Here is a 17,870-nt window from a genome sequence, read left to right as displayed (position 1 = left end):
CACAGTCCCGTACCACCCGGCACGGCTGCCACCCCCGTGGCGGCCGACACCCCCGACCGACCGGAAGGCCGCACCCGTATGGAACACCCCGCGCTCCGGGCCGCACTCGCGGACGTCGTCGCGATACCGGTGACCCCTTTCGCCGCCGACGGCAGCATCGACCGCGACGCGTTCCGCGCGACCCTGCGCCGACTGCTCGACGGCGGCGTCCGCACCGTCACCCCCAACGGCAACACCGGCGAGTTCTACACCCTCGACCCCGACGAACGCCGTCTCGTCACCGAGCTCACCCTTCAGGAGACGAAGGGCCGGGCCGCCGTCATCGTCGGAGTAGGCCACGACCTGCCGACCGCGAAGGCCGACGCCCGGCACGCCCGCGACGCCGGTGCCGACATGATCATGGTCCACCAGCCCACCCACCCCTACGTCTCTCGTGGCGGCTGGATCGACTACCACCGGGAAGTCGCCGACTCAGCACCGGAGTTGGGTGTCGTACCGTACATCCGCAATCCGCTGCTCGACGGCCGTACGATTGCCGAACTCGGCGAACAGTGCCCCCAGGTGATCGGCGTGAAGTACGCCGTTCCGGACGCCACCCGCTTCGGTGCGGTCGCCCGGGACGCCGGCCTCGACCGGTTCGTGTGGGTGGCGGGACTGGCCGAGCTGTACGCGGTCCCGTACTGGGCGATGGGCGCCACCGGGTTCACCTCCGGCCTGGTCAACGTCGCGCCCACGCTCTCCCTCGCACTCCTGGAAGCGCTGCGCACCGGCGACTACCAGGCCGCGCAGAAGATCTGGGAACGCATTCGCCCCTTCGAGGAGCTGCGCGCCGCCGATCAGTCCGCGAACAACGTCACCGTCGTCAAGGAAGCGCTCTCCATCCTCGGTCTGTGCCGCAACGCGGTACGTCCGCCGAGCAAGGAGCTCCCCGAGCCGCAACGCGCCGAGGTGGCCGCCGCAATCGAGGGGTGGGAGATATGAACTCACGTGCCGGGGACATCGCTTACGGGACGGGGGAGGGGCGTGGGCGCAAGGCCCCGGAGGAGCTCCGCAGCCACCAGTGGTACGGAACGGACGGCCTGCGCTCCTTCAGCCACCGTGCCCGCACCCGCCAGCTCGGCTACCTCCCCGAAGAACACCTCGGCAAGCCCGTCATCGCCGTCCTCAACACGTGGTCCGACATCAACCCCTGCCACGTCCACCTCCGCGACCGCGCCCAGGCGGTCAAGCGCGGAGTGTGGCAGGCCGGGGGGTTCCCCCTCGAATTTCCGGTCTCCACCCTCTCGGAGACCTTCCAGAAACCCACCCCGATGCTCTACCGCAACCTCCTCGCCATGGAGACGGAGGAGCTGCTGCGCTCGTACCCCGTCGACGGTGCGGTCCTGCTCGGCGGCTGCGACAAGTCGACGCCCGCTCTGCTCATGGGTGCCGCATCCGTCGACCTGCCGACGATCTTCGTGCCTGCCGGGCCCATGCTGCCCGGTCACTGGCGCAACGAGGTCCTCGGCTCGGGCACAGACATGTGGAAGTACTGGGACGAGAAGCGTGCCGGCCTCATCGGTGACTGTGAACTCGCCGAACTGGAGAGCGGTTTGGCACGCTCACCCGGTCACTGCATGACCATGGGCACGGCCTCGACTCTCACCGCGGCCGCCGAGACCCTGGGCGTCACCATGCCCGGCGCCTCTTCCATACCCGCCGTCGATTCCGGGCACGACCGGATGGCCGCGGCGTCGGGGCTGCGGATCGTGGACCTCGTACACCAGGACCTGCGACTCTCGCGGCTGCTGACGCGGGAGGCCTACGAGGACGCGGTCGCGGCCGTGCTCGCACTCGGTGGTTCGACCAACGCGGTCATCCACCTCATCGCCATGGCGGGGCGCTCCCAAGTCGCTCTCAGCCTCGATGACTTCGACCGCATCGCCCGTACGGTTCCCGTGCTTGCCAACCTCCGCCCCGGCGGCCGGCACCTCATGGAGGACTTTCACTTCGCGGGCGGGCTGCCCGCCTTCCTGTCCCGGCTCACCGACGTGCTCCACCTGGACCGCCCCACCGTTGCCCACCCCACCCTGCGCGCACAACTCGACGGCGTGCGGGTCCACAACGACGACGTGATCCGACCACGTACCAATCCCCTCGCCGACGAGGGCGGGGTGGCCGTTCTACGCGGCAACCTGTGTCCGGACGGCGCCGTCATCAAACACATCGCCGCCGAACCCCACCTGCTCAAGCACACCGGGCCCGCCGTCGTCTTCGATGACTACCGAACGATGCAACGCACGATCGACGACCCGGAGTTGGGGATCACCCCCCACCATGTACTGGTGCTGCGAAACGCCGGGCCACTGGGTGGACCGGGCATGCCGGAGTACGGCATGCTGCCGATCCCCGAGTACCTCCTCAAACAGGGGGTCCGGGACATGGTGCGCCTCTCCGACGCCCGGATGAGCGGCACGAGCTACGGGGCGTGCGTGCTGCACATCGCCCCCGAGTCGTACGTCGGCGGGCCGCTCGCCCTGGTGCGTACCGGAGACGCGATCTCCCTGGACGTTGCCGCGCGATCCCTCCAACTGGATGTATCGGAGGAGGAACTGGCCAGGCGCCGCGCTGCATGGACCCCGCCGCCGCAGCGCTACACCCGCGGATACGGCGCCCTCTACCAGGAACAGATCACTCAGGCCGACACGGGTTGCGACTTCGCGTTCCTCGCGGCGGCGGGCGACGTGCCGGACCCGTACGCGGGCTGACGTCGCAGCCGTTCCGGGCATCCCGTTCGGTACATCGGACACCGTACTTCGTACGTCATACATCGCATCCCGCACCTCCCACCTCCTCGCAGACCCCGCACGCACCTCCACGGACCTTCCCGCCCGGTATCTCGAACAGCGTTCGTGCTTAGTCATGCCCTCGTCCACGTCCCCACGGAACGGAGAACCGTCATGGCCCAAACAGCAGCCGTGGCCAAATCGCCGCCGACAGTCCCGCCGCCCCGCCGCCGCACCAGCTCCACTCCGCGCCGGCTCCCGTACCTGCTGATCGCACCGGCCGGACTGCTCATGGTGGGCTTCATCGCCTACCCGGTGCTCAGCGTCTTCTACTACAGCCTGCAGGACTACAACGTCACCAAGCCCTGGAAGAACGGCTTCGCGGGCTTCGAGAACTTCACCCGCATCTTCACCGAGGACCCCCTCTTCTGGTCCACCCTCGGGTTCAGCGCCAAGTGGGTCATCGTCCAGGTCAGCCTCCAGCTGGCCCTCGGCCTGGTCCTGGCGCTGCTCGTCAACCAGACCTTCGTCGGCCGTGCGGTCGCGCGCGCCCTGGTGTTCTCGCCCTGGGCCGTCTCGGGTGTCCTGACGACCACCATCTGGATGCTCCTCTACAACCCGTCCACCGGTATGAGCCGCTACCTCGCCGACCTCGGCATCGGCTCGTACGGCACCTCCGTCCTCTCGGACACCGGCACCGTCTTCTGGGCAGCAGTCCTCGCCGAACTCTGGCGCGGTGTCCCCTTCTTCGCCATCCTGATCCTCGCCGACCTCCAGTCCATCCCGAAGGACCTGTACGAGGCGGCCTCGGTCGACGGCGCCGGCCGGATGCGGCAGTTCGTACACATCACGCTGCCGCACCTCAAGGACGCGATCATCCTCTCCACGCTGCTGCGCGGTGTCTGGGAGTTCAACAACGTCGACCTGCTGTACACGCTCACCGGCGGCGGCCCAGCCGGAACCACCACCACACTCCCGTTGATGATCGCCAACACCGGCATCGAGGGCCACGACTTCGGCTACGCGTCCGCACTGACCACCGTCGCGTTCGTGATCCTCCTCTTCTGTTCGATCGTCTACCTGCGCCTGAGCAAGTTCGGAGGCGACCGCACATGACCGCCGCACTCGCGGAGAACCAGACCCGCACCGACGCCCCGCCCACCGGCAGCCCCCTGCCGCCGAAGACCCCGCGCACCCCGAAGCGCGAGCGCGCGTTCGACGACGTACCGCGCTGGCAGATCTACCTCCCGCTCGGCCTGTACCTCCTGTTCACGCTCATCCCCTTCTACTGGATGCTGCTGTTCGCCGTACGGCCGGCCGGCTCGACGTCGCTCGTGCCGTGGCCCATGACCTTCGAACACTTCGAGAAGGTGTGGACCGAGCGCAACTTCGGGATGTTCTTCGAGAACAGCATGATCGTCGGCGTGTGCACCCTCGTCGCCACAACCGGTGTCGCACTCGCAGGCGGCTATGCCCTCGCCCGCTTCAACTTCCGCATCAAGAACGCCTTCATGCTGGCGTTGCTCTGCTCCCAGTTCATCCCGGGCGCACTGATGCTCGTTCCTCTCTTCGAGATCTTCCGCAACCTCCAAATGATCAACTCTCTCGGCAGCGTCATCATCGCCGAGACCGTCTTCCAGCTTCCCCTCTCCATCATTCTGATCAGCGGCTTCATCAAGAACGTGCCGGTGTCTCTGGAGGAGGCCGCCTGGGTCGACGGTTGCTCACGCTTCCGGGCCTTCTGCGCGGTGGTTCTCCCACTGCTCCGCCCGGGTCTGATCGCGGTCGGCTCCTTCGCCTTCGTGCACAGCTGGAACCACTTCCTGTTCGCGCTGATGTTCCTCAGCGAACAGGACAAGCAGACGATCCCGGTCGGTCTGAACACCCTCATGGGTTCTGACAGCGTCGACCTCGGAGCACTCGCGGCGGGCGGCGTCATCGCGGCCGTCCCGGTCGTCATCGTCTTCGCCTTCATCCAGAAGTGGCTCATCACCGGCTTCAGCGCGGGTGCGGTCAAGGGCTGACCCCGCTTCCCCTGCACGGACAACCGCGGATCCGGACAGCACATCGGACGCCTTGAGGAGTACGAGGCATGACAGCGACACCCCGCAGAAGGCACGCCACGCGCACCGCGTACGCCGCCGCCCTGGCCGCCACGCTCCTGGTGCCCGTCGCGGCACATGCCGACGACACCCCGGCGCACGTCACCTCGGCGGACGGGGCGACGGCGCACAGGACGACAGTGGACGGGACGGTGCCGCACAGGACGACCGCGCATGGGGCGCCGGCACTCCAGACAAGAAGTACGACGCCTCAGACACCCGCCACGGTGCATCCGATACCAGATGCGAGACACCAGGCATCGGACCCGGTGTACGAAACGGCGGGCGAGCGGGAATTCGCCTCCGCTACCGCCCCCGACCTCGGGCGCCAGGTCCTTGCCCCCCACGACGGCTGGGCGAGTGCCGACGGCGGCACCACCGGTGGCTCCGCCGCCGACGACGCCCACGTCTTCACCGTACGCAACCGCGCCGAACTGGTCAGGGCACTGGACGGCGGCAGCGACACCCCGAAGATCATCCGGATCGCGGGCACGATCGACGCCAACACCGACGATCGGGGCCGCCGTCTGACCTGCGCCGACTACGCCACGGACGGCTACGACCTGTCCGCCTACCTCGCCGCGTACGACCCCCGCACCTGGGGTGGTGCCAAACCCGCCGGCCCACAGGAGGAAGCCCGCAAGAAGTCCGCTGGCCGGCAGGCCGAACGCGTCGAACTCGCCGTCGGCTCCCGCACCACCCTGGTCGGCGTCGGCAAGCACGCCGTCCTCAAGGGCGCCAGCCTCCAGATCAAGAACGCGGACAACGTCATCCTCCGCAACCTCGAACTCCGCGACGCCTACGACTGCTTCCCTCTCTGGCAGCCCAACACCGGAGGCCTCGGCGACTGGAAGACCGCCTACGACAACATCTGGCTGCGCGGCGCCACCCATGTCTGGATCGACCACGTCACCGCCAGCGACAAGGGTCATCCCGACGACCGCGAGCCCACCCACTTCGGCCGCAACTACCTGCGCCACGACGGGCTGCTGGACATCACCAACGGCTCCGACCTGATCACCGTCTCCTGGAGCAGGTTCGCCGACCACGACAAGGCGATGCTCATCGGCAACGGCGACAACGTTCCCACCGACCGGGGAAAGCTCCGCGTCACCCTCCACCACAACCACTTCGCCTCCATCGTCCAGCGCGCGCCCCGCGTCCGCTACGGCCAGGTGCACCTCTACAACAACCGGTACGACATCCCCGACGGCCACGCCGCCTTCCGCTACTCCGTCGGCGTCTCCACCGAATCCCGCATCCACGCCGAGAACAATTCCTTCACCGCCCCCGGCCACGTCGAGGCCGCCGACCTGGTGAAGAGCTGGAACGGCACCGCTTTCCGTCAGAAGGGCACCGAGTTCAACGGCTTCCCGGTCGACCTCCTCGCGATCCACAACGCCTACAACTCCGGCAGCGAACGCGACCTGACCGCCGACGTCGACTGGACCCCCACCCTGCACGGCCCAATCGAACCCGCCGCGAAGGCGGCCCGTGACGTACAGCGCGACGCGGGCGCCGGGAGGATCCGATGACAGGTCCCGCACAGCCCGCACCAGGCCTCATACACGACACATCAGATCTCATACCCCATACACCAGACCCCGTACGGTACGGAGACCTCGGCAACGGCACCTACCGCAACCCGATCCTGCACGCCGACTACTCCGACCCCGACGTAATCGCTGTCGGCGACGACTTCTACCTCACCGCCTCCAGCTTCGGCCGCGCCCCCGGCCTCCCGCTTCTCCACTCCCGCGACCTCGTCAACTGGAGTCTGATCGGCCACGCGCTGGACAGACTGGAACCGGCCGACGAGTTCGCCGCCCCCCGTCACGACCGGGGCGTGTGGGCCCCCTCTCTCCGCCGTGCCGACGGCCGCTTCTGGATCTTCTGGGGCGATCCCGACCACGGCGTCTACCAAGTCAACGCACCTGACATCCAAGGCCCGTGGACCACGCCTCACCTTCTCAAGGCGGGCAAGGGGCTCATCGACGCCTGCCCACTCTGGGACGAGGAGACCGGCGAGGCGTACCTCGTGCACGCCTGGGCCAAGTCCCGTTCCGGGGTGAAGAACCGGCTTACCGGTCACCGCATGAGCCGCGATGGCCGCACTCTCCTCGACGAGGGCGTCCTTCTCGTCGACGGCGACCGCATCCCGGGCTGGTTCACCCTGGAAGGACCGAAGCTCTACCGGCACGGCGGCTGGTTCTGGATCTTCGCTCCGGCCGGGGGAGTGACGACGGGCTGGCAGGGCGCCTTCCGCTCCCGCGACTTCTTCGGCCCGTACGAGGAACGCATCGTCCTCGCCCAGGGCCGCACCGACATCAACGGCCCCCACCAGGGCGGCTGGGTGCGTACGCCGGCGGGGGAGGACTGGTTCCTGCACTTCCAGGAGCACGGCGCGTACGGGCGGCTCGTCCACCTCCAGCCGATGCGGTGGGACACGGTCGACGGCTGGCCCGTGCTCGGCTGCGAGGGTGAGCCGGTACGCACGCACCGCAAGCCGGCCGCCCCTCCGCAGCCCCTCGCCTCGCCCGTCACCGACGACGACTTCCCCGGCGGGCGCTTCGGGCCGCAGTGGCAGTGGGCCGCCAACCCGGCCGACGGGTGGACCCTCGCGCACCGCGGCGACGGGCTGCGTTTCACCTGCGTGCCCACCGCGGACGCACACGACCTGAGGCTTGTGCCGCACGTCCTGACGCAGCGGCTGCCTGGGGAGACGTTCACCGCCGAAGTCACCGTCGCGCTGGCCTCGGAGGCGCCGGGGGCCCGGGCCGGCTTCGCGGTGCTCGGCGACGCCTTCTCCTGGATCGGGCTGGAGCGGGGTACGGACGGCACGGTCAGCCTCGTTCACCGCTTCGCGGAACCGGTCGCGGAACACGAACGGGACGCCGCTCACCCACGACCAGTGGCCACCGCAGGCACTCGCCCCGGAACCGACGGCCCCGACGCCGTACGTGTCCGGCTGCGCATCGAGGTGTCCGCCGGGGCCCGGTGCCGCTTCCATGCCGATACCGGCGACGGGTGGCGGGCTTCCGGGCCGGTCTTCGCCGCCACGCCCTGGCGATGGGTCGGAGCGCTGCTCGGCCTGTTCGCCGCCGCACCTGACGGGGCCGGAGGCGAAGCGGGCAGCGCCACATTCACGGACTTCCGTGTACGTCCGCACCACGTTCAGGTCAACTCCACTCCTTCGTAGAGCAGTTGGGAGCCGCCATGAGCAAGACCCCTTTCAGTCGGTCGAGTAAGCGCTTGCTGCCAAGAGTCCTGGCCGCCGTAACGGCCTTCGCCGCCACCTTCGCCCTCGCCGCAGGGCCGGCCGAGGCCGCGCCGGCCCTCGCCCCTGCGCCCGAATACCAAAAGGCTTCCTCCCCCCGAGGGTCCGACACCGCGCACGGCTTCGCCTCTCTCGCGGGCGGTACGACCGGCGGGCGTGGCGGCAAAGTCGTTTCCGTCCGTACGCAGGCCGACCTGGTGAAGTACGCGGGGGCCGCCGAGCCGTACATCATCCGGATTGCGGGCGCCATCACGATGGAGCCGTTTGGCGCCGAGGTCGAAGTGACCTCGAACAAGACCCTCATAGGGGTCGGTGCGAGCGGCGAACTCGTGCAGGGAGGACTGCAGTTGAAGTCCGGCACCCACAACGTCATTATTCGCAACCTCACCATCCGGGACAGCTACGTCGAGGGCGACTGGGACGGCAAGACCAACGACTTCGACGGCATCCAGATGGACTCCGTCCACCACGTCTGGATCGACCACAACCGCTTCACGCACCTCGGTGACGGCCTGGTGGACCTGCGCAAGGACAGCGATTACATCACTGTCTCCTACAACCAGTTCGACCAGCACAACAAGGCGTTCGGTATCGGTTGGACACCGAACGTCGTCACCAAGGTCACCATCGACCACAACTGGTTCCGCGGTACCAAGCAGCGCAACCCCTCCGCCGACAACTGCGCCTACGCACACCTCTACAACAACTATCTCTCCGCCCAGGTCGCGGACGGCGACCCGGTGTGGAGCTACGGCAACTGGGCGCGCGGCAAGACCAGAATGGTCATCGAGAACAGCTACTACCGCGACGTCCAGCACCCCCACCAAGCGGACGCGAGCGCGGAGTTGGTGCAGCGTGGTTCGATCCTGCGGAACACGACGGGGCGCCACGACGCCTGGGGCAAGGCGTTCGAGCCCAGGTCCTTCTACTCCTACCACCTCGACCCGGCCGCCGCCGTACCGGCACTGGTCTCGCGCTTCTCCGGACCGCAGCGCACCATCGGCGTCGACACCTCCCTGAACGTGCCCGCCGACTACCCGACCGTGCAGGCCGCCGTGGACGCGGTTCCGGTCGGGAACGACGGCCGGATCACGCTGCGGATCGCGCCCGGGACCTACCGCGAACAGGTCCGCATCCCCGTGACCAAGCCGCAGCTCGCCCTCCTCGGGACCGGCCGCGACCGTACGAAGTCGGTCATCGTGCACAATACGCCCGCCGCGTACGGGGGTTCGAGCGGCAGCGCCACCGTCCTGATAGCCGCCTCCGACGTCAGTGTCCGCAACCTCACCTTCGTCAACGACTTCGACGAGGCGGCCGTCGAACTGAAAGGAGAGCAGGCCCTCGCCATGAAGACCACCGGCGACCGCATCACGTTCACCGACACCTCCTTCAAGGGCAACCAGGACACCCTGATGACCGACAGTCCCAAGCTGAACGTCATCAGCCGCGTCTACATCCGCGACTCGTACATCGAGGGTGACGTCGACTTCATCTACGGTCGCGCCACCACGGTCATCGACCGCTCGCTGATCAAGGCGCTCAGCCGGGGGTCCACCACCAACAACGGTTACGTCACCGCATCTTCGACCTGGTCGGGCAACCCGTACGGATTCCTGATCAACCGCAGCCGTGTCGTCAGCGACGCCCCGCCGCAGTCCTACCACCTCGGACGGCCCTGGCACCCGGGCGGCGAACCGCAGGCCATCGGGCAAGCGCTGTTCCGCGACACCCGGCTTCCCGCGGCGGTCAAGGACGCGCCGTGGACGGACATGAGCGGCTTCTCCTGGAAGGACGCCCGCTTCGCCGAGTACCGGACGTACGGGCCGGGCGCGTCCGTCACCGACGACCGCCCGCAGATGTCCGCGGCCGATGCCGCCCGACACGAGGTCGGCGACTACCTCGCCGGACAGGACGGCTGGGCACCGCACAAGGAGTCCTGAGTGGCCCGCACGAACGAAGCACCCCACTACGAACGCGATTCGTCGTCAACTGACGGACCATCGATCTCAACGAAGAGAGCGCACACACCATGACGAACCACAATCCGCGCAGAAACAACAGCCGCTCGGTCGCTGCCGTGTCCCTGGCCGCCCTGCTTGCCCTCACCGCCACCGCCTGCGGCGACGGCGGAACCACCGGCAGCGGCGACGAGGGTTCGGGCAAGGGCGAGATCACCTTCTGGGACAACAACGGCGGTGTGCGCACCGCTGTCTGGCAGGAGATCATCAAGGACTTCGAAAGCAAGAATCCGGACATCAAGGTGAAGTACGTCCCGGTGCCGAGCGAGGACGTCCAGTCCAAGTACGACACCGCCATCGCGGGCGGCGGCCTGCCGGACGTCGGCGGCGTCGGCGCGGCCTACCTGGCGAACATGGTCGCGCAGGAAGCCCTCGAACCGGTCGGCGAGCGCATCAAGACGTCGTCGCTCAACGGCAAACTCGTCCCTGTCATGGTCGACTCCGTCAAAACGGCCGGCGGTCGCGGCGACGAGCTGTACTCCGTCCCCACCTCCGCGAGCAACGGCACCCTGTACTACCGCACCGACCTGTTCAAGGCGGCGAACCTGCAGCCCCCGACCACATGGAAGCTGTTCTACGAGGCGGCGGAGAAGCTGACCGACGCGAAGAACAACAAGTTCGGATACACCATCCGGGGCGGCCCGGGCTCCATCGCGCAGGCGCTGGACGCGGCATACGGGCAGTCGGGCATCACGGAGTTCTGGAACGGCGACAGGACGACCGTCAACGACCCGAAGAACGTGGCCGCGCTGGAGAAGTACGTCGGGCTCTACAAGAGGACCACTCCGGCGGCCGACGTCAACAACGACTTCAAGAAGATGGTCTCCCAGTGGGACACCGGCACCATCGGAATGCTCAGCCACAACCTCGGCTCGTACACCGACCACGTGAAGGCGCTGGGTGAGGAAAGGTTCGCGGGCATCCCGGGCCCGATCGGTGACAACGGCGTGCGGGTGCAGGTCTCCAACCCGGTCGACGGGCTCGGCCTGTTCAAGGGCAGCAAGAACAAGGCGGCGGCCTGGAAGTTCATCGAGTTCGCGGCGTCGCACGAGTCCAACAGCAAGTGGAACAAGTCGGCCGGCGCCATGCCCGCCAACACCGAAGCGGCCAAGGACCCGTGGGTGAACGCTTCCGAACCGACCCGGCTCGGCGCGAAGACCCTCACCGACGGCTCCACCAAGCTGGTTCAGCTCCCGTACTACCTCCCCGACTGGAACAAGATCAGCAAGGCGGAGAACGAGCCCAACTTCCAGAAGGTCCTCCTCGGCTCCATGACCTCGAAGGACTTCCTGGACACGCTCGCCAAGCAGCTGAACGAGGCGCAGGCGGAGTGGAAGGAACAGAGCAAGAAGTAGCACCCGGGACGGGGCGAGAGCCCGGCTCCGTGGCGCTGAGCGAGACGCCTGTCGTACGGCATACGGGATGCGACGTGTCGCGTATCGCGTATGCCGTACGAGGCACGGCGTGCGATGCATGAGATGCGGTGCGCGATATACGACGCCTGGTGCCTGCTGCCTGGTGTACGAGATCCGATGTACGAGACGCGGTGCACCCCGCGCCCGGCACGTACCCCGCCCGCACGCCCCCACCCCGCCCCGCAGCCCTCCGCAGAGCCCACACCCACCTCGCAAGGCCCACACCCGCCCGGCAACCGCGCCGCACACCGCACGACGCGTGAAAGACGGCCTGCACCGCCCCCGCCACGCCCGTCACACTCGCCGTCCACGTACCCGGCCGAGCCACCCAGCGGTGCCCGCCCGGCCCCCCCGTGGGGAGCACCGCCACCCGGTTCGGCTCCCTACCCCATCCCCTGTATGGAACGCGAGGCGTACTTCCCATGCCCGTAACCCGCAGAACCGCGATGAGGGCGGCCCTCGCCGCCGTCCCCCTGGCCCCGGCCCTGGCGTCCCCCGCGAGCGCCCACGACGCGCTCGCTCACGGCCACAGTCCGCACGACAAGCCCCTTCGCCGCCCCACCCTCCACCTCGCCGGTGACTCGACCGCCGCGTCGAAGCTCATCGCCGCCGCACCCGAGACGGGCTGGGGCATGGCCCTCCCCTTCTTCCTGCACCCGCACCTGGCCGTCGCCAACCACGCGGTGAACGGACGGAGTTCGAAGAGCTTCATCGACGAGGGACGACTCGCCGCAGTTCTTCCGCTCCTCCGCCCGGGTGACCTCCTGCTCGTCCAGTTCGGGCACAACGACTCGAAGTCCGCCGATCCCGCCCGCTACACCGAACCCTGGAGCACTTACCAGCAGCATCTGCGCCAGTACATCGACGGGGCGAAGGCGTGCGGCGCCCGCCCGGTCCTGCTCACGTCGGTGGAGCGCCGCAAGTTCGACACGGTGGGAAACGCCGTGCCGACCCACGGCGAGTATCCGGCGGCGGTGCGTGCGCTCGCCTCCCAAACCCGCGTGCCGCTCGTCGATGTACAGGCCGCCTCCCTCAAGAAGTGGCAGGAGGTCGGCGCGGAACCGCTCAAGTCGTACTTTAACTGGCTCGAACCGGGCGAACATCCCCACTACCCCGACGGCGTACGGGACAACACGCACTTCCGTCCGCGCGGAGCGATCGAAGTGGCCCGCATGGTCGCCACCGGCCTGCGCGAGACCGGCGTCCTCCGCCCGCGCGACCTACGCCGTCTGCACGCCCCGATCCTCGACGAGTGGATCACCTGGCCGACGGCATGACCCGCCCCCGTACTCCCGTCCATCCCACCCGAGGAGCACCCATGCACTCCCGCCCCACCCCTGCCCGCACCCGTACTCGTGTCCTCGCCACCGCGCTGGCCCTGGCCACTTGCGCCACCCTGGCCACCACCGCAACCGCGCAAGCTCACCCGGCGCAACCGTCCCACCCCCGCGACCCCGCCCGCCAGGCCCTCCCCGCCGGCGACGGCTGGGCGTCAGAAGGCCCCGGCACCACGGGCGGCGCCCGCGCCGACGCCGCGCACACCTACACGGTCGCGACCTGGGAGGAGTTCCGGACCGCCCTCGCCGCCGGTGGCACCGCCCCGAAGATCATCAAGGTGCGGGGCACCCTCAACGCCACCGCTTCCGGCTGCTCCGCCTTCGAGGCCCCCGGCTACGACTTCAACGCCTACCTCGCCGCCTACGACCCCAAGGTCTGGGGGTACGAGAACGAGGTCACCGGACCGCTCGAAGACGCCCGCGCCGCCTCCGCCACCAAGCAGTCCAAGGCCATCAAGGCCTACGTTCCCGCCAACACCACCATCATCGGCATCGGCCGCGACGCGGGTATCACCGGCGGCAGCCTCCAGATCCAGGGCGTCGACAACGTCATCGTCCGTAACCTCACCGTCGAGAGCCCTCTCGACTGCTTCCCCCAGTGGGACCCGACCGACGGGGCCAAGGGCGCCTGGAACTCCGAGTACGACGCCATGGTGATCCACGGTTCCACCCACGTCTGGATCGACCACAACACCTTCACCGACGGCGCCCATCCCGACAGCAGCCTCCCCCGTTACTACGGCGAGCTGTACCAGCAGCACGACGGCGAACTCGACATCGTGCGCGGCGCGAACCACGTCACCGCCTCCTGGAACACCTTCGCCGACCACGACAAGACCCTCATGATCGGCAACAGCGACAGCGCCGCTGCCACGGACGCCGGCAAGCTGAAGGTCACCCTGCACCACAACCGCTTCACCGGCGTCGTCGAGCGCGCCCCCCGTGTCCGGTTCGGCCAAGTCGACGCGTACAACAACCACTTCGACGTCACCCGCGCCCAACCGTACGTCTACAGCTTCGGTATCGGCCATGAGTCGCGCCTGTACGCGGAGAAGAACGCGTTCACCCTCCCGCCCTCCGTAAGCCCGGCCGCCATCCTCAAGAAGTGGAAGGACGCGCCTCTCACCGACAAGTCCAACTACGTCAACGGACGCCGCACCGACCTCATCGCCGCCCACAACACCGCCAACCCCACCGACCCCCTCCGCTCCGACGCGGGCTGGGCCCCCACCCTCCGCACCCGTGTGGACCACCCGCTCGCCGTTCCCGGCCTGACCTGGGCGTACGCGGGCGCGGGCAAGCTGCGCTGAACCGCCGACCCGCGCGCGTGCACGTGCGGCAAGCGCGCGTGCACGTGCGGCGCGCGTGCACGTGCGGCAAGGGGCGGCCACTCCACTGCCGTGAGCGGCCGTCCCTCGCGCTGTCACGTCCGCGTGTAGGGCCCCGGTGCCTGGGGCGAGGAACGTCTTCCCGGGCGTCCCGGACGAACGGGGAGGGTCTTCCGGCGCTCTGGTAGCGCACCCGAGTGTTCGTCATCCCGAACGATGATCGGTATTTCAACGAATATCTGTCCAACTCATTGACGTCACCCGTGTTCGAATCTACGGTCCCGTTCGAAGTCACGAGCACCATTCGTAATACCGAACATGAGGGGTGGGGCATGGGACGACCTTCCTCCCTGAGCCGCCGGGCGCCGGGCGCGCCGAGCCGCAGGAACGTGCTCGCCGGGGTCGGCGGGCTCGCCGCCGCGGGAGCGCTCGCGGGCGGGGTGGCCGGGTGTGCCGCGCCGCAGGCACTGAGCGTGGGAGAGGGGAAGACCAGGCTGCGGTACTGGCACCTCTTCGGCGGCGGCGACGGCATCAACATGCAGGGCATGCTCGACGCCTTCCGGGCCGAGCACCCGCAGATCGGGCTTGAGGCCGCGACGTTGCAGTGGGGCGCGCCCTACTACACGAAGCTGGGGCTGGCCGGGGCCGGCGGGCGCGCGCCCGAGGTGGCCGCGCTGCACCTGGCGCGGCTGGCCGGGTTCGCGCCGGGACGGCTGCTGGACCCGTTCGACCTGGGGCTGCTCCGGGAGTTCGGGGTGCGGCCCGAGGAGTTCCCGGAAGGGATCTGGAAGCGCGGCGCGATCGAGGGCAAACAGTACGCGGTGCCGCTGGACACCCACCCCATGGTGCTCTTCTACAACACCGAGGTGTGCAGGAAGGCCGGGCTGCTGGGGGACGGGGGCAAGCTCCGGCCCCTCGAAGGCGCGAGGGCGTTCGCGGACGCGCTGCGGGCCGTGAAGAAGGTGACCGGGCAACCGGCCCTGGTGACCGAGACACTCGGGCCCGGCGTCATCGGGCCCTGGCGGCTGTTCTCGACGCTGTACTCGCAGACGGGCGGGCGGGTGTTGTCGGAGGACGGCAAGACGCTCGCCCTCGACGACGCGAAGGCCCTCGTCGCGCTGGAGTACATGAGCATGCTCGTCGCCGACGGACTCGCCGTGAAGCGGGTCGACTACCCGGGCGCGGTCGGGGTGTTCAACAACGGGAAGACCGGCTTCTACCTCAACGGGGAGTGGGAGATCAGCTCGTTCCTCGCGACCGAGATGCCCTTCTCGATGACCCGGGTGCCGAACCTCTTCGGGCGGGCCACCACGCAGGCCGACTGCCACGCCTTCGTACTGCCGCACCAGGAGGACCGGGGCGGCGAGAGCAACCGGGCCGCGCACGCCTTCGTCGCGTGGATGCTCAAGCACAGCGTGGAGTGGGCCAAGGGCGGCCACGTGCCGGCGTACCTGCCCACGCTCAAGGACCCGGCTTACCTCGCGCTCACACCGCAGTCGGAGTACCGGACGGTGGTGGACGACGTCGTACTGGACGAGCCGGCATGGTTCGCGGGCTCCGCGTCGCCGATGTGGATCGAACTCGGAGCCGTGTTCTCCGGCGTGCTCACCGGCTCGCGTACACCACAGAACGCACTCGCCGAAGCCAAGAAGCGGCTGCGGACGCTGCTCGACACCCGTAACCCCTTCGGAGACAGCCGCAACGCGGCGGGAGGTGCGTCCGCATGACCGTCGTCGACACGCACGCGGCACAGCCCGCGGCCGGGCCGCGGCCCGCGCCGCCGGCCGCGGGTGCGCCCGCGGTACGGGTGAAGCGGCACTGGAGCGAGCACGGGATCGTCTTCGTCGCCCCGTTCCTGCTCGTGTACGCGATGTTCCTGGTGTGGCCGCTGGTGTCCGGGCTCGGGATGAGCGTACGGAGCGAGAACATCGCCGGTACGGACGCGGAGTTCGTCGGGTTCGACAACTACGCCGAGGCGATCGGTGACCCCGACGTGTGGGCGTCGCTGTGGAACACGGTGTGGTTCACGGTTCTGTCGACCGTGCCGTTGGTGCTGGTCGGGCTGGTACTGGCGCTGCTCGCGCACCACTTGCGGTTCGTGCAGTGGCTGTGGCGGCTGAGCTGGTTCGCGCCGTTCCTGCTGCCGTCGGGCGTGGTGGGGCTGCTGTTCCTGTGGGTCATCTTCCCGTCGGACTTCGGCTTCGCCGACCAGGCGCTGGCCGCCGTCGGACTCGAACCCGGGATCGGGTGGCTGACGGACGAGCGGTACGCGATGCTGTCGGTCGTTCTGACGACCGTGTGGTGGACCGTCGGGTTCAACTTCCTGCTGTACCTGGCCGCGTTGCAGGCGATCCCCGCGCACCTCTACGAGGCTGCCGAGCTGGACGGCGCGGGGTCGTGGCAGCGGCTGCGGCACATCACGCTGCCCATGCTCGCCCGTACCACCGGAGTGGTGGTCGTCCTCCAGGTGCTCGCCTCACTGAAGGTCTTCGACCAGATCTACATCATGACCGGCGGCGGACCCGACGAATCGACCCGGCCCGTCCTTCAGTACGTGTATGACGCGGGATTCACCGGATACCGCATCGGATACGCCTCCGCCGTCTCGTACATCTTCTTCGCCCTGATCCTGACCGTCTCACTGGCGCAGCTCTGGCTGTCCCGGCGCAACCGCGAGGAGAACGCCCGATGAGCGCACCCGTGTGGGAGAAGGACAAGCAGGTGAGGGCGAAAGTGCGGGGGACCGTCAAGGGCGAGGCGGCCGCGACCGGCCGCCGGCCCCGCTGGACCCCGGGCCGGGTCGTCATGCTGGTCGTAGCTCTGGCGCTCGTCGTGGTGTGGGTGCTGCCGATCGCCTGGGCCGTGGCCACCTCCCTCAAGCCGGAGGGAGAGACGACGAAGACACCCCTGGAGTGGATCGGGTCCACGATCACCTTCGACGCCTACCAGCAGGTGTGGGAGTCCGGGGACCTCGGACAGTGGATGTTCAACTCCGCCTATATCTCGGTGATGACGACCCTGCTCACGGTCGTGCTGTGCGCCATGGCCGCGTACGGGTTCGCCCGCACCGACTTCCGCGGCCGAAAGGTCCTGTACGGGCTGGTGCTCGCCGGGATCATGGTGCCGCCGCAGGTGCTCATCGCACCGCTGTTCGCGGAGATGGTCACGCTCGGACTCGTCGACACGTACTGGGGCGTGATCCTGCCCCAAGTCGCGGTCCCGGCCATGGTGTTCATTCTGGTGAAGTTCTTCGAGGGGGTGCCGCGCGAACTGGAGGAGGCGGCGTTCGTCGACGGCGCGGGACGGTGGCGGGTCTTCTGGACCATCGTCATGCCGCTGTCGCGGCCCATCCTCGCCGCCGTCGCGATCTTCACCTTCATCTCCACCTGGAACAACTTCCTCTGGCCGTTCCTGGTGACCACCGACCCGAACGGCATGACGCTGCCCGTCGGCCTCGTCAACGTCCAGTCCAGCTACGGGGTGCGCTACGCCCAGATGATGGCCTCCGTCGTCATCGCGGGCCTGCCGCTGCTGGTGGTCTTCGCGGCCTTCCAACGCCAGATCGTGCGCGGCGTCGCCCACACCGGCCTCGCCGGACAGTAACCCTTCACCACCTTGCGACATTGAA

The 17,870-nt window shown here is 68.6% G+C and carries 13 protein-coding genes; all 13 read left to right on the top strand.

The features are described from left to right. Window positions 1-78 precede the first annotated feature (78 nt). The 13 genes from HNQ79_RS26990 to HNQ79_RS26930 all read left to right on the top strand — a co-directional run bounded on the left by HNQ79_RS26990 (window position 79) and on the right by HNQ79_RS26930 (window position 17,845). The gene (locus tag HNQ79_RS26990; RefSeq protein ID WP_185035526.1) at window positions 79-981 is read left to right on the top strand and encodes a dihydrodipicolinate synthase family protein; all 903 of its coding nucleotides are present in this window, start codon (window positions 79-81) and stop codon (window positions 979-981) included. Next, a complete protein-coding gene (araD, locus tag HNQ79_RS26985; protein ID WP_185035470.1) occupies window positions 978-2,747 on the top strand; it encodes an L-arabinonate dehydratase in 1,770 nt (589 codons plus the stop codon). The genes HNQ79_RS26990 and araD overlap by 4 nt, the downstream gene beginning before the upstream one ends. A gap of 192 nt (window positions 2,748-2,939) precedes the next feature. Continuing rightward, the gene (locus tag HNQ79_RS26980; protein WP_185035469.1) at window positions 2,940-3,881 is read left to right on the top strand and encodes a carbohydrate ABC transporter permease; all 942 of its coding nucleotides are present in this window, start codon (window positions 2,940-2,942) and stop codon (window positions 3,879-3,881) included. Continuing rightward, the gene (locus tag HNQ79_RS26975) at window positions 3,878-4,789 is read left to right on the top strand and encodes a carbohydrate ABC transporter permease (RefSeq protein WP_185035468.1); all 912 of its coding nucleotides are present in this window, start codon (window positions 3,878-3,880) and stop codon (window positions 4,787-4,789) included. The genes HNQ79_RS26980 and HNQ79_RS26975 overlap by 4 nt, the downstream gene beginning before the upstream one ends. Before the next feature lie 68 nt (window positions 4,790-4,857). Further along, window positions 4,858-6,402 (top strand): pectate lyase family protein, encoded by a 1,545-nt coding sequence (locus HNQ79_RS26970; protein WP_229923438.1) that lies wholly within the window; start codon window positions 4,858-4,860, stop codon window positions 6,400-6,402. After that, window positions 6,399-8,066, top strand: a complete 1,668-nt coding sequence (locus HNQ79_RS26965) for a glycoside hydrolase family 43 protein (RefSeq protein WP_185035467.1) — start codon at window positions 6,399-6,401, stop codon at window positions 8,064-8,066. Before HNQ79_RS26970 ends, HNQ79_RS26965 begins: the two co-directional genes overlap by 4 nt. Before the next feature lie 17 nt (window positions 8,067-8,083). Further along, window positions 8,084-10,084: a pectinesterase family protein gene (locus HNQ79_RS26960; protein ID WP_185035466.1), complete on the top strand. Its 2,001-nt coding sequence runs from the start codon at window positions 8,084-8,086 to the stop codon at window positions 10,082-10,084. A gap of 89 nt (window positions 10,085-10,173) precedes the next feature. Then, window positions 10,174-11,517, top strand: coding sequence for an ABC transporter substrate-binding protein (locus HNQ79_RS26955; RefSeq protein ID WP_185035465.1), 1,344 nt, complete (start codon window positions 10,174-10,176; stop codon window positions 11,515-11,517). A gap of 482 nt (window positions 11,518-11,999) precedes the next feature. Then, window positions 12,000-12,854: a rhamnogalacturonan acetylesterase gene (locus tag HNQ79_RS26950; RefSeq protein WP_185035464.1), complete on the top strand. Its 855-nt coding sequence runs from the start codon at window positions 12,000-12,002 to the stop codon at window positions 12,852-12,854. A gap of 41 nt (window positions 12,855-12,895) precedes the next feature. After that, window positions 12,896-14,224, top strand: coding sequence for a pectate lyase family protein (locus HNQ79_RS26945; RefSeq protein WP_185035463.1), 1,329 nt, complete (start codon window positions 12,896-12,898; stop codon window positions 14,222-14,224). Between the two features lie 350 nt (window positions 14,225-14,574). Beyond that, a complete protein-coding gene (locus tag HNQ79_RS26940; RefSeq protein WP_185035462.1) occupies window positions 14,575-15,969 on the top strand; it encodes an extracellular solute-binding protein in 1,395 nt (464 codons plus the stop codon). Continuing rightward, a complete protein-coding gene (locus tag HNQ79_RS26935; RefSeq protein ID WP_185035461.1) occupies window positions 15,966-16,934 on the top strand; it encodes a carbohydrate ABC transporter permease in 969 nt (322 codons plus the stop codon). Before HNQ79_RS26940 ends, HNQ79_RS26935 begins: the two co-directional genes overlap by 4 nt. 113 nt (window positions 16,935-17,047) lie before the next feature. Beyond that, a complete protein-coding gene (locus HNQ79_RS26930; RefSeq protein WP_221508209.1) occupies window positions 17,048-17,845 on the top strand; it encodes a carbohydrate ABC transporter permease in 798 nt (265 codons plus the stop codon). Window positions 17,846-17,870 lie beyond the last annotated feature (25 nt).

This window comes from Streptomyces candidus (genome assembly GCF_014207445.1).
Lineage (GTDB): Bacteria > Actinomycetota > Actinomycetes > Streptomycetales > Streptomycetaceae > Streptomyces > Streptomyces candidus.
This window is presented reverse-complemented; position numbering and strand designations above follow the sequence as displayed.

Excerpts from the sequence above, each read along its gene's own strand:
- HNQ79_RS26965 (WP_185035467.1), top strand. The coding sequence starts at position 6,399 with ATGACAGGTCCCGCACAGCCCGCACCAGGCCTCATACACGACACATCA.
- HNQ79_RS26980 (WP_185035469.1), top strand. The coding sequence starts at position 2,940 with ATGGCCCAAACAGCAGCCGTGGCCAAATCGCCGCCGACAGTCCCGCCG.
- HNQ79_RS26930 (WP_221508209.1), top strand. The coding sequence starts at position 17,048 with ATGCTGGTCGTAGCTCTGGCGCTCGTCGTGGTGTGGGTGCTGCCGATC.
- HNQ79_RS26990 (WP_185035526.1), top strand. The coding sequence starts at position 79 with ATGGAACACCCCGCGCTCCGGGCCGCACTCGCGGACGTCGTCGCGATA.
- HNQ79_RS26975 (WP_185035468.1), top strand. The coding sequence starts at position 3,878 with ATGACCGCCGCACTCGCGGAGAACCAGACCCGCACCGACGCCCCGCCC.
- araD (WP_185035470.1), top strand. The coding sequence starts at position 978 with ATGAACTCACGTGCCGGGGACATCGCTTACGGGACGGGGGAGGGGCGT.
- HNQ79_RS26955 (WP_185035465.1), top strand. The coding sequence starts at position 10,174 with ATGACGAACCACAATCCGCGCAGAAACAACAGCCGCTCGGTCGCTGCC.
- HNQ79_RS26970 (WP_229923438.1), top strand. The coding sequence starts at position 4,858 with ATGACAGCGACACCCCGCAGAAGGCACGCCACGCGCACCGCGTACGCC.
- HNQ79_RS26945 (WP_185035463.1), top strand. The coding sequence starts at position 12,896 with ATGCACTCCCGCCCCACCCCTGCCCGCACCCGTACTCGTGTCCTCGCC.
- HNQ79_RS26950 (WP_185035464.1), top strand. The coding sequence starts at position 12,000 with ATGCCCGTAACCCGCAGAACCGCGATGAGGGCGGCCCTCGCCGCCGTC.
- HNQ79_RS26940 (WP_185035462.1), top strand. The coding sequence starts at position 14,575 with ATGGGACGACCTTCCTCCCTGAGCCGCCGGGCGCCGGGCGCGCCGAGC.
- HNQ79_RS26935 (WP_185035461.1), top strand. The coding sequence starts at position 15,966 with ATGACCGTCGTCGACACGCACGCGGCACAGCCCGCGGCCGGGCCGCGG.
- HNQ79_RS26960 (WP_185035466.1), top strand. The coding sequence starts at position 8,084 with ATGAGCAAGACCCCTTTCAGTCGGTCGAGTAAGCGCTTGCTGCCAAGA.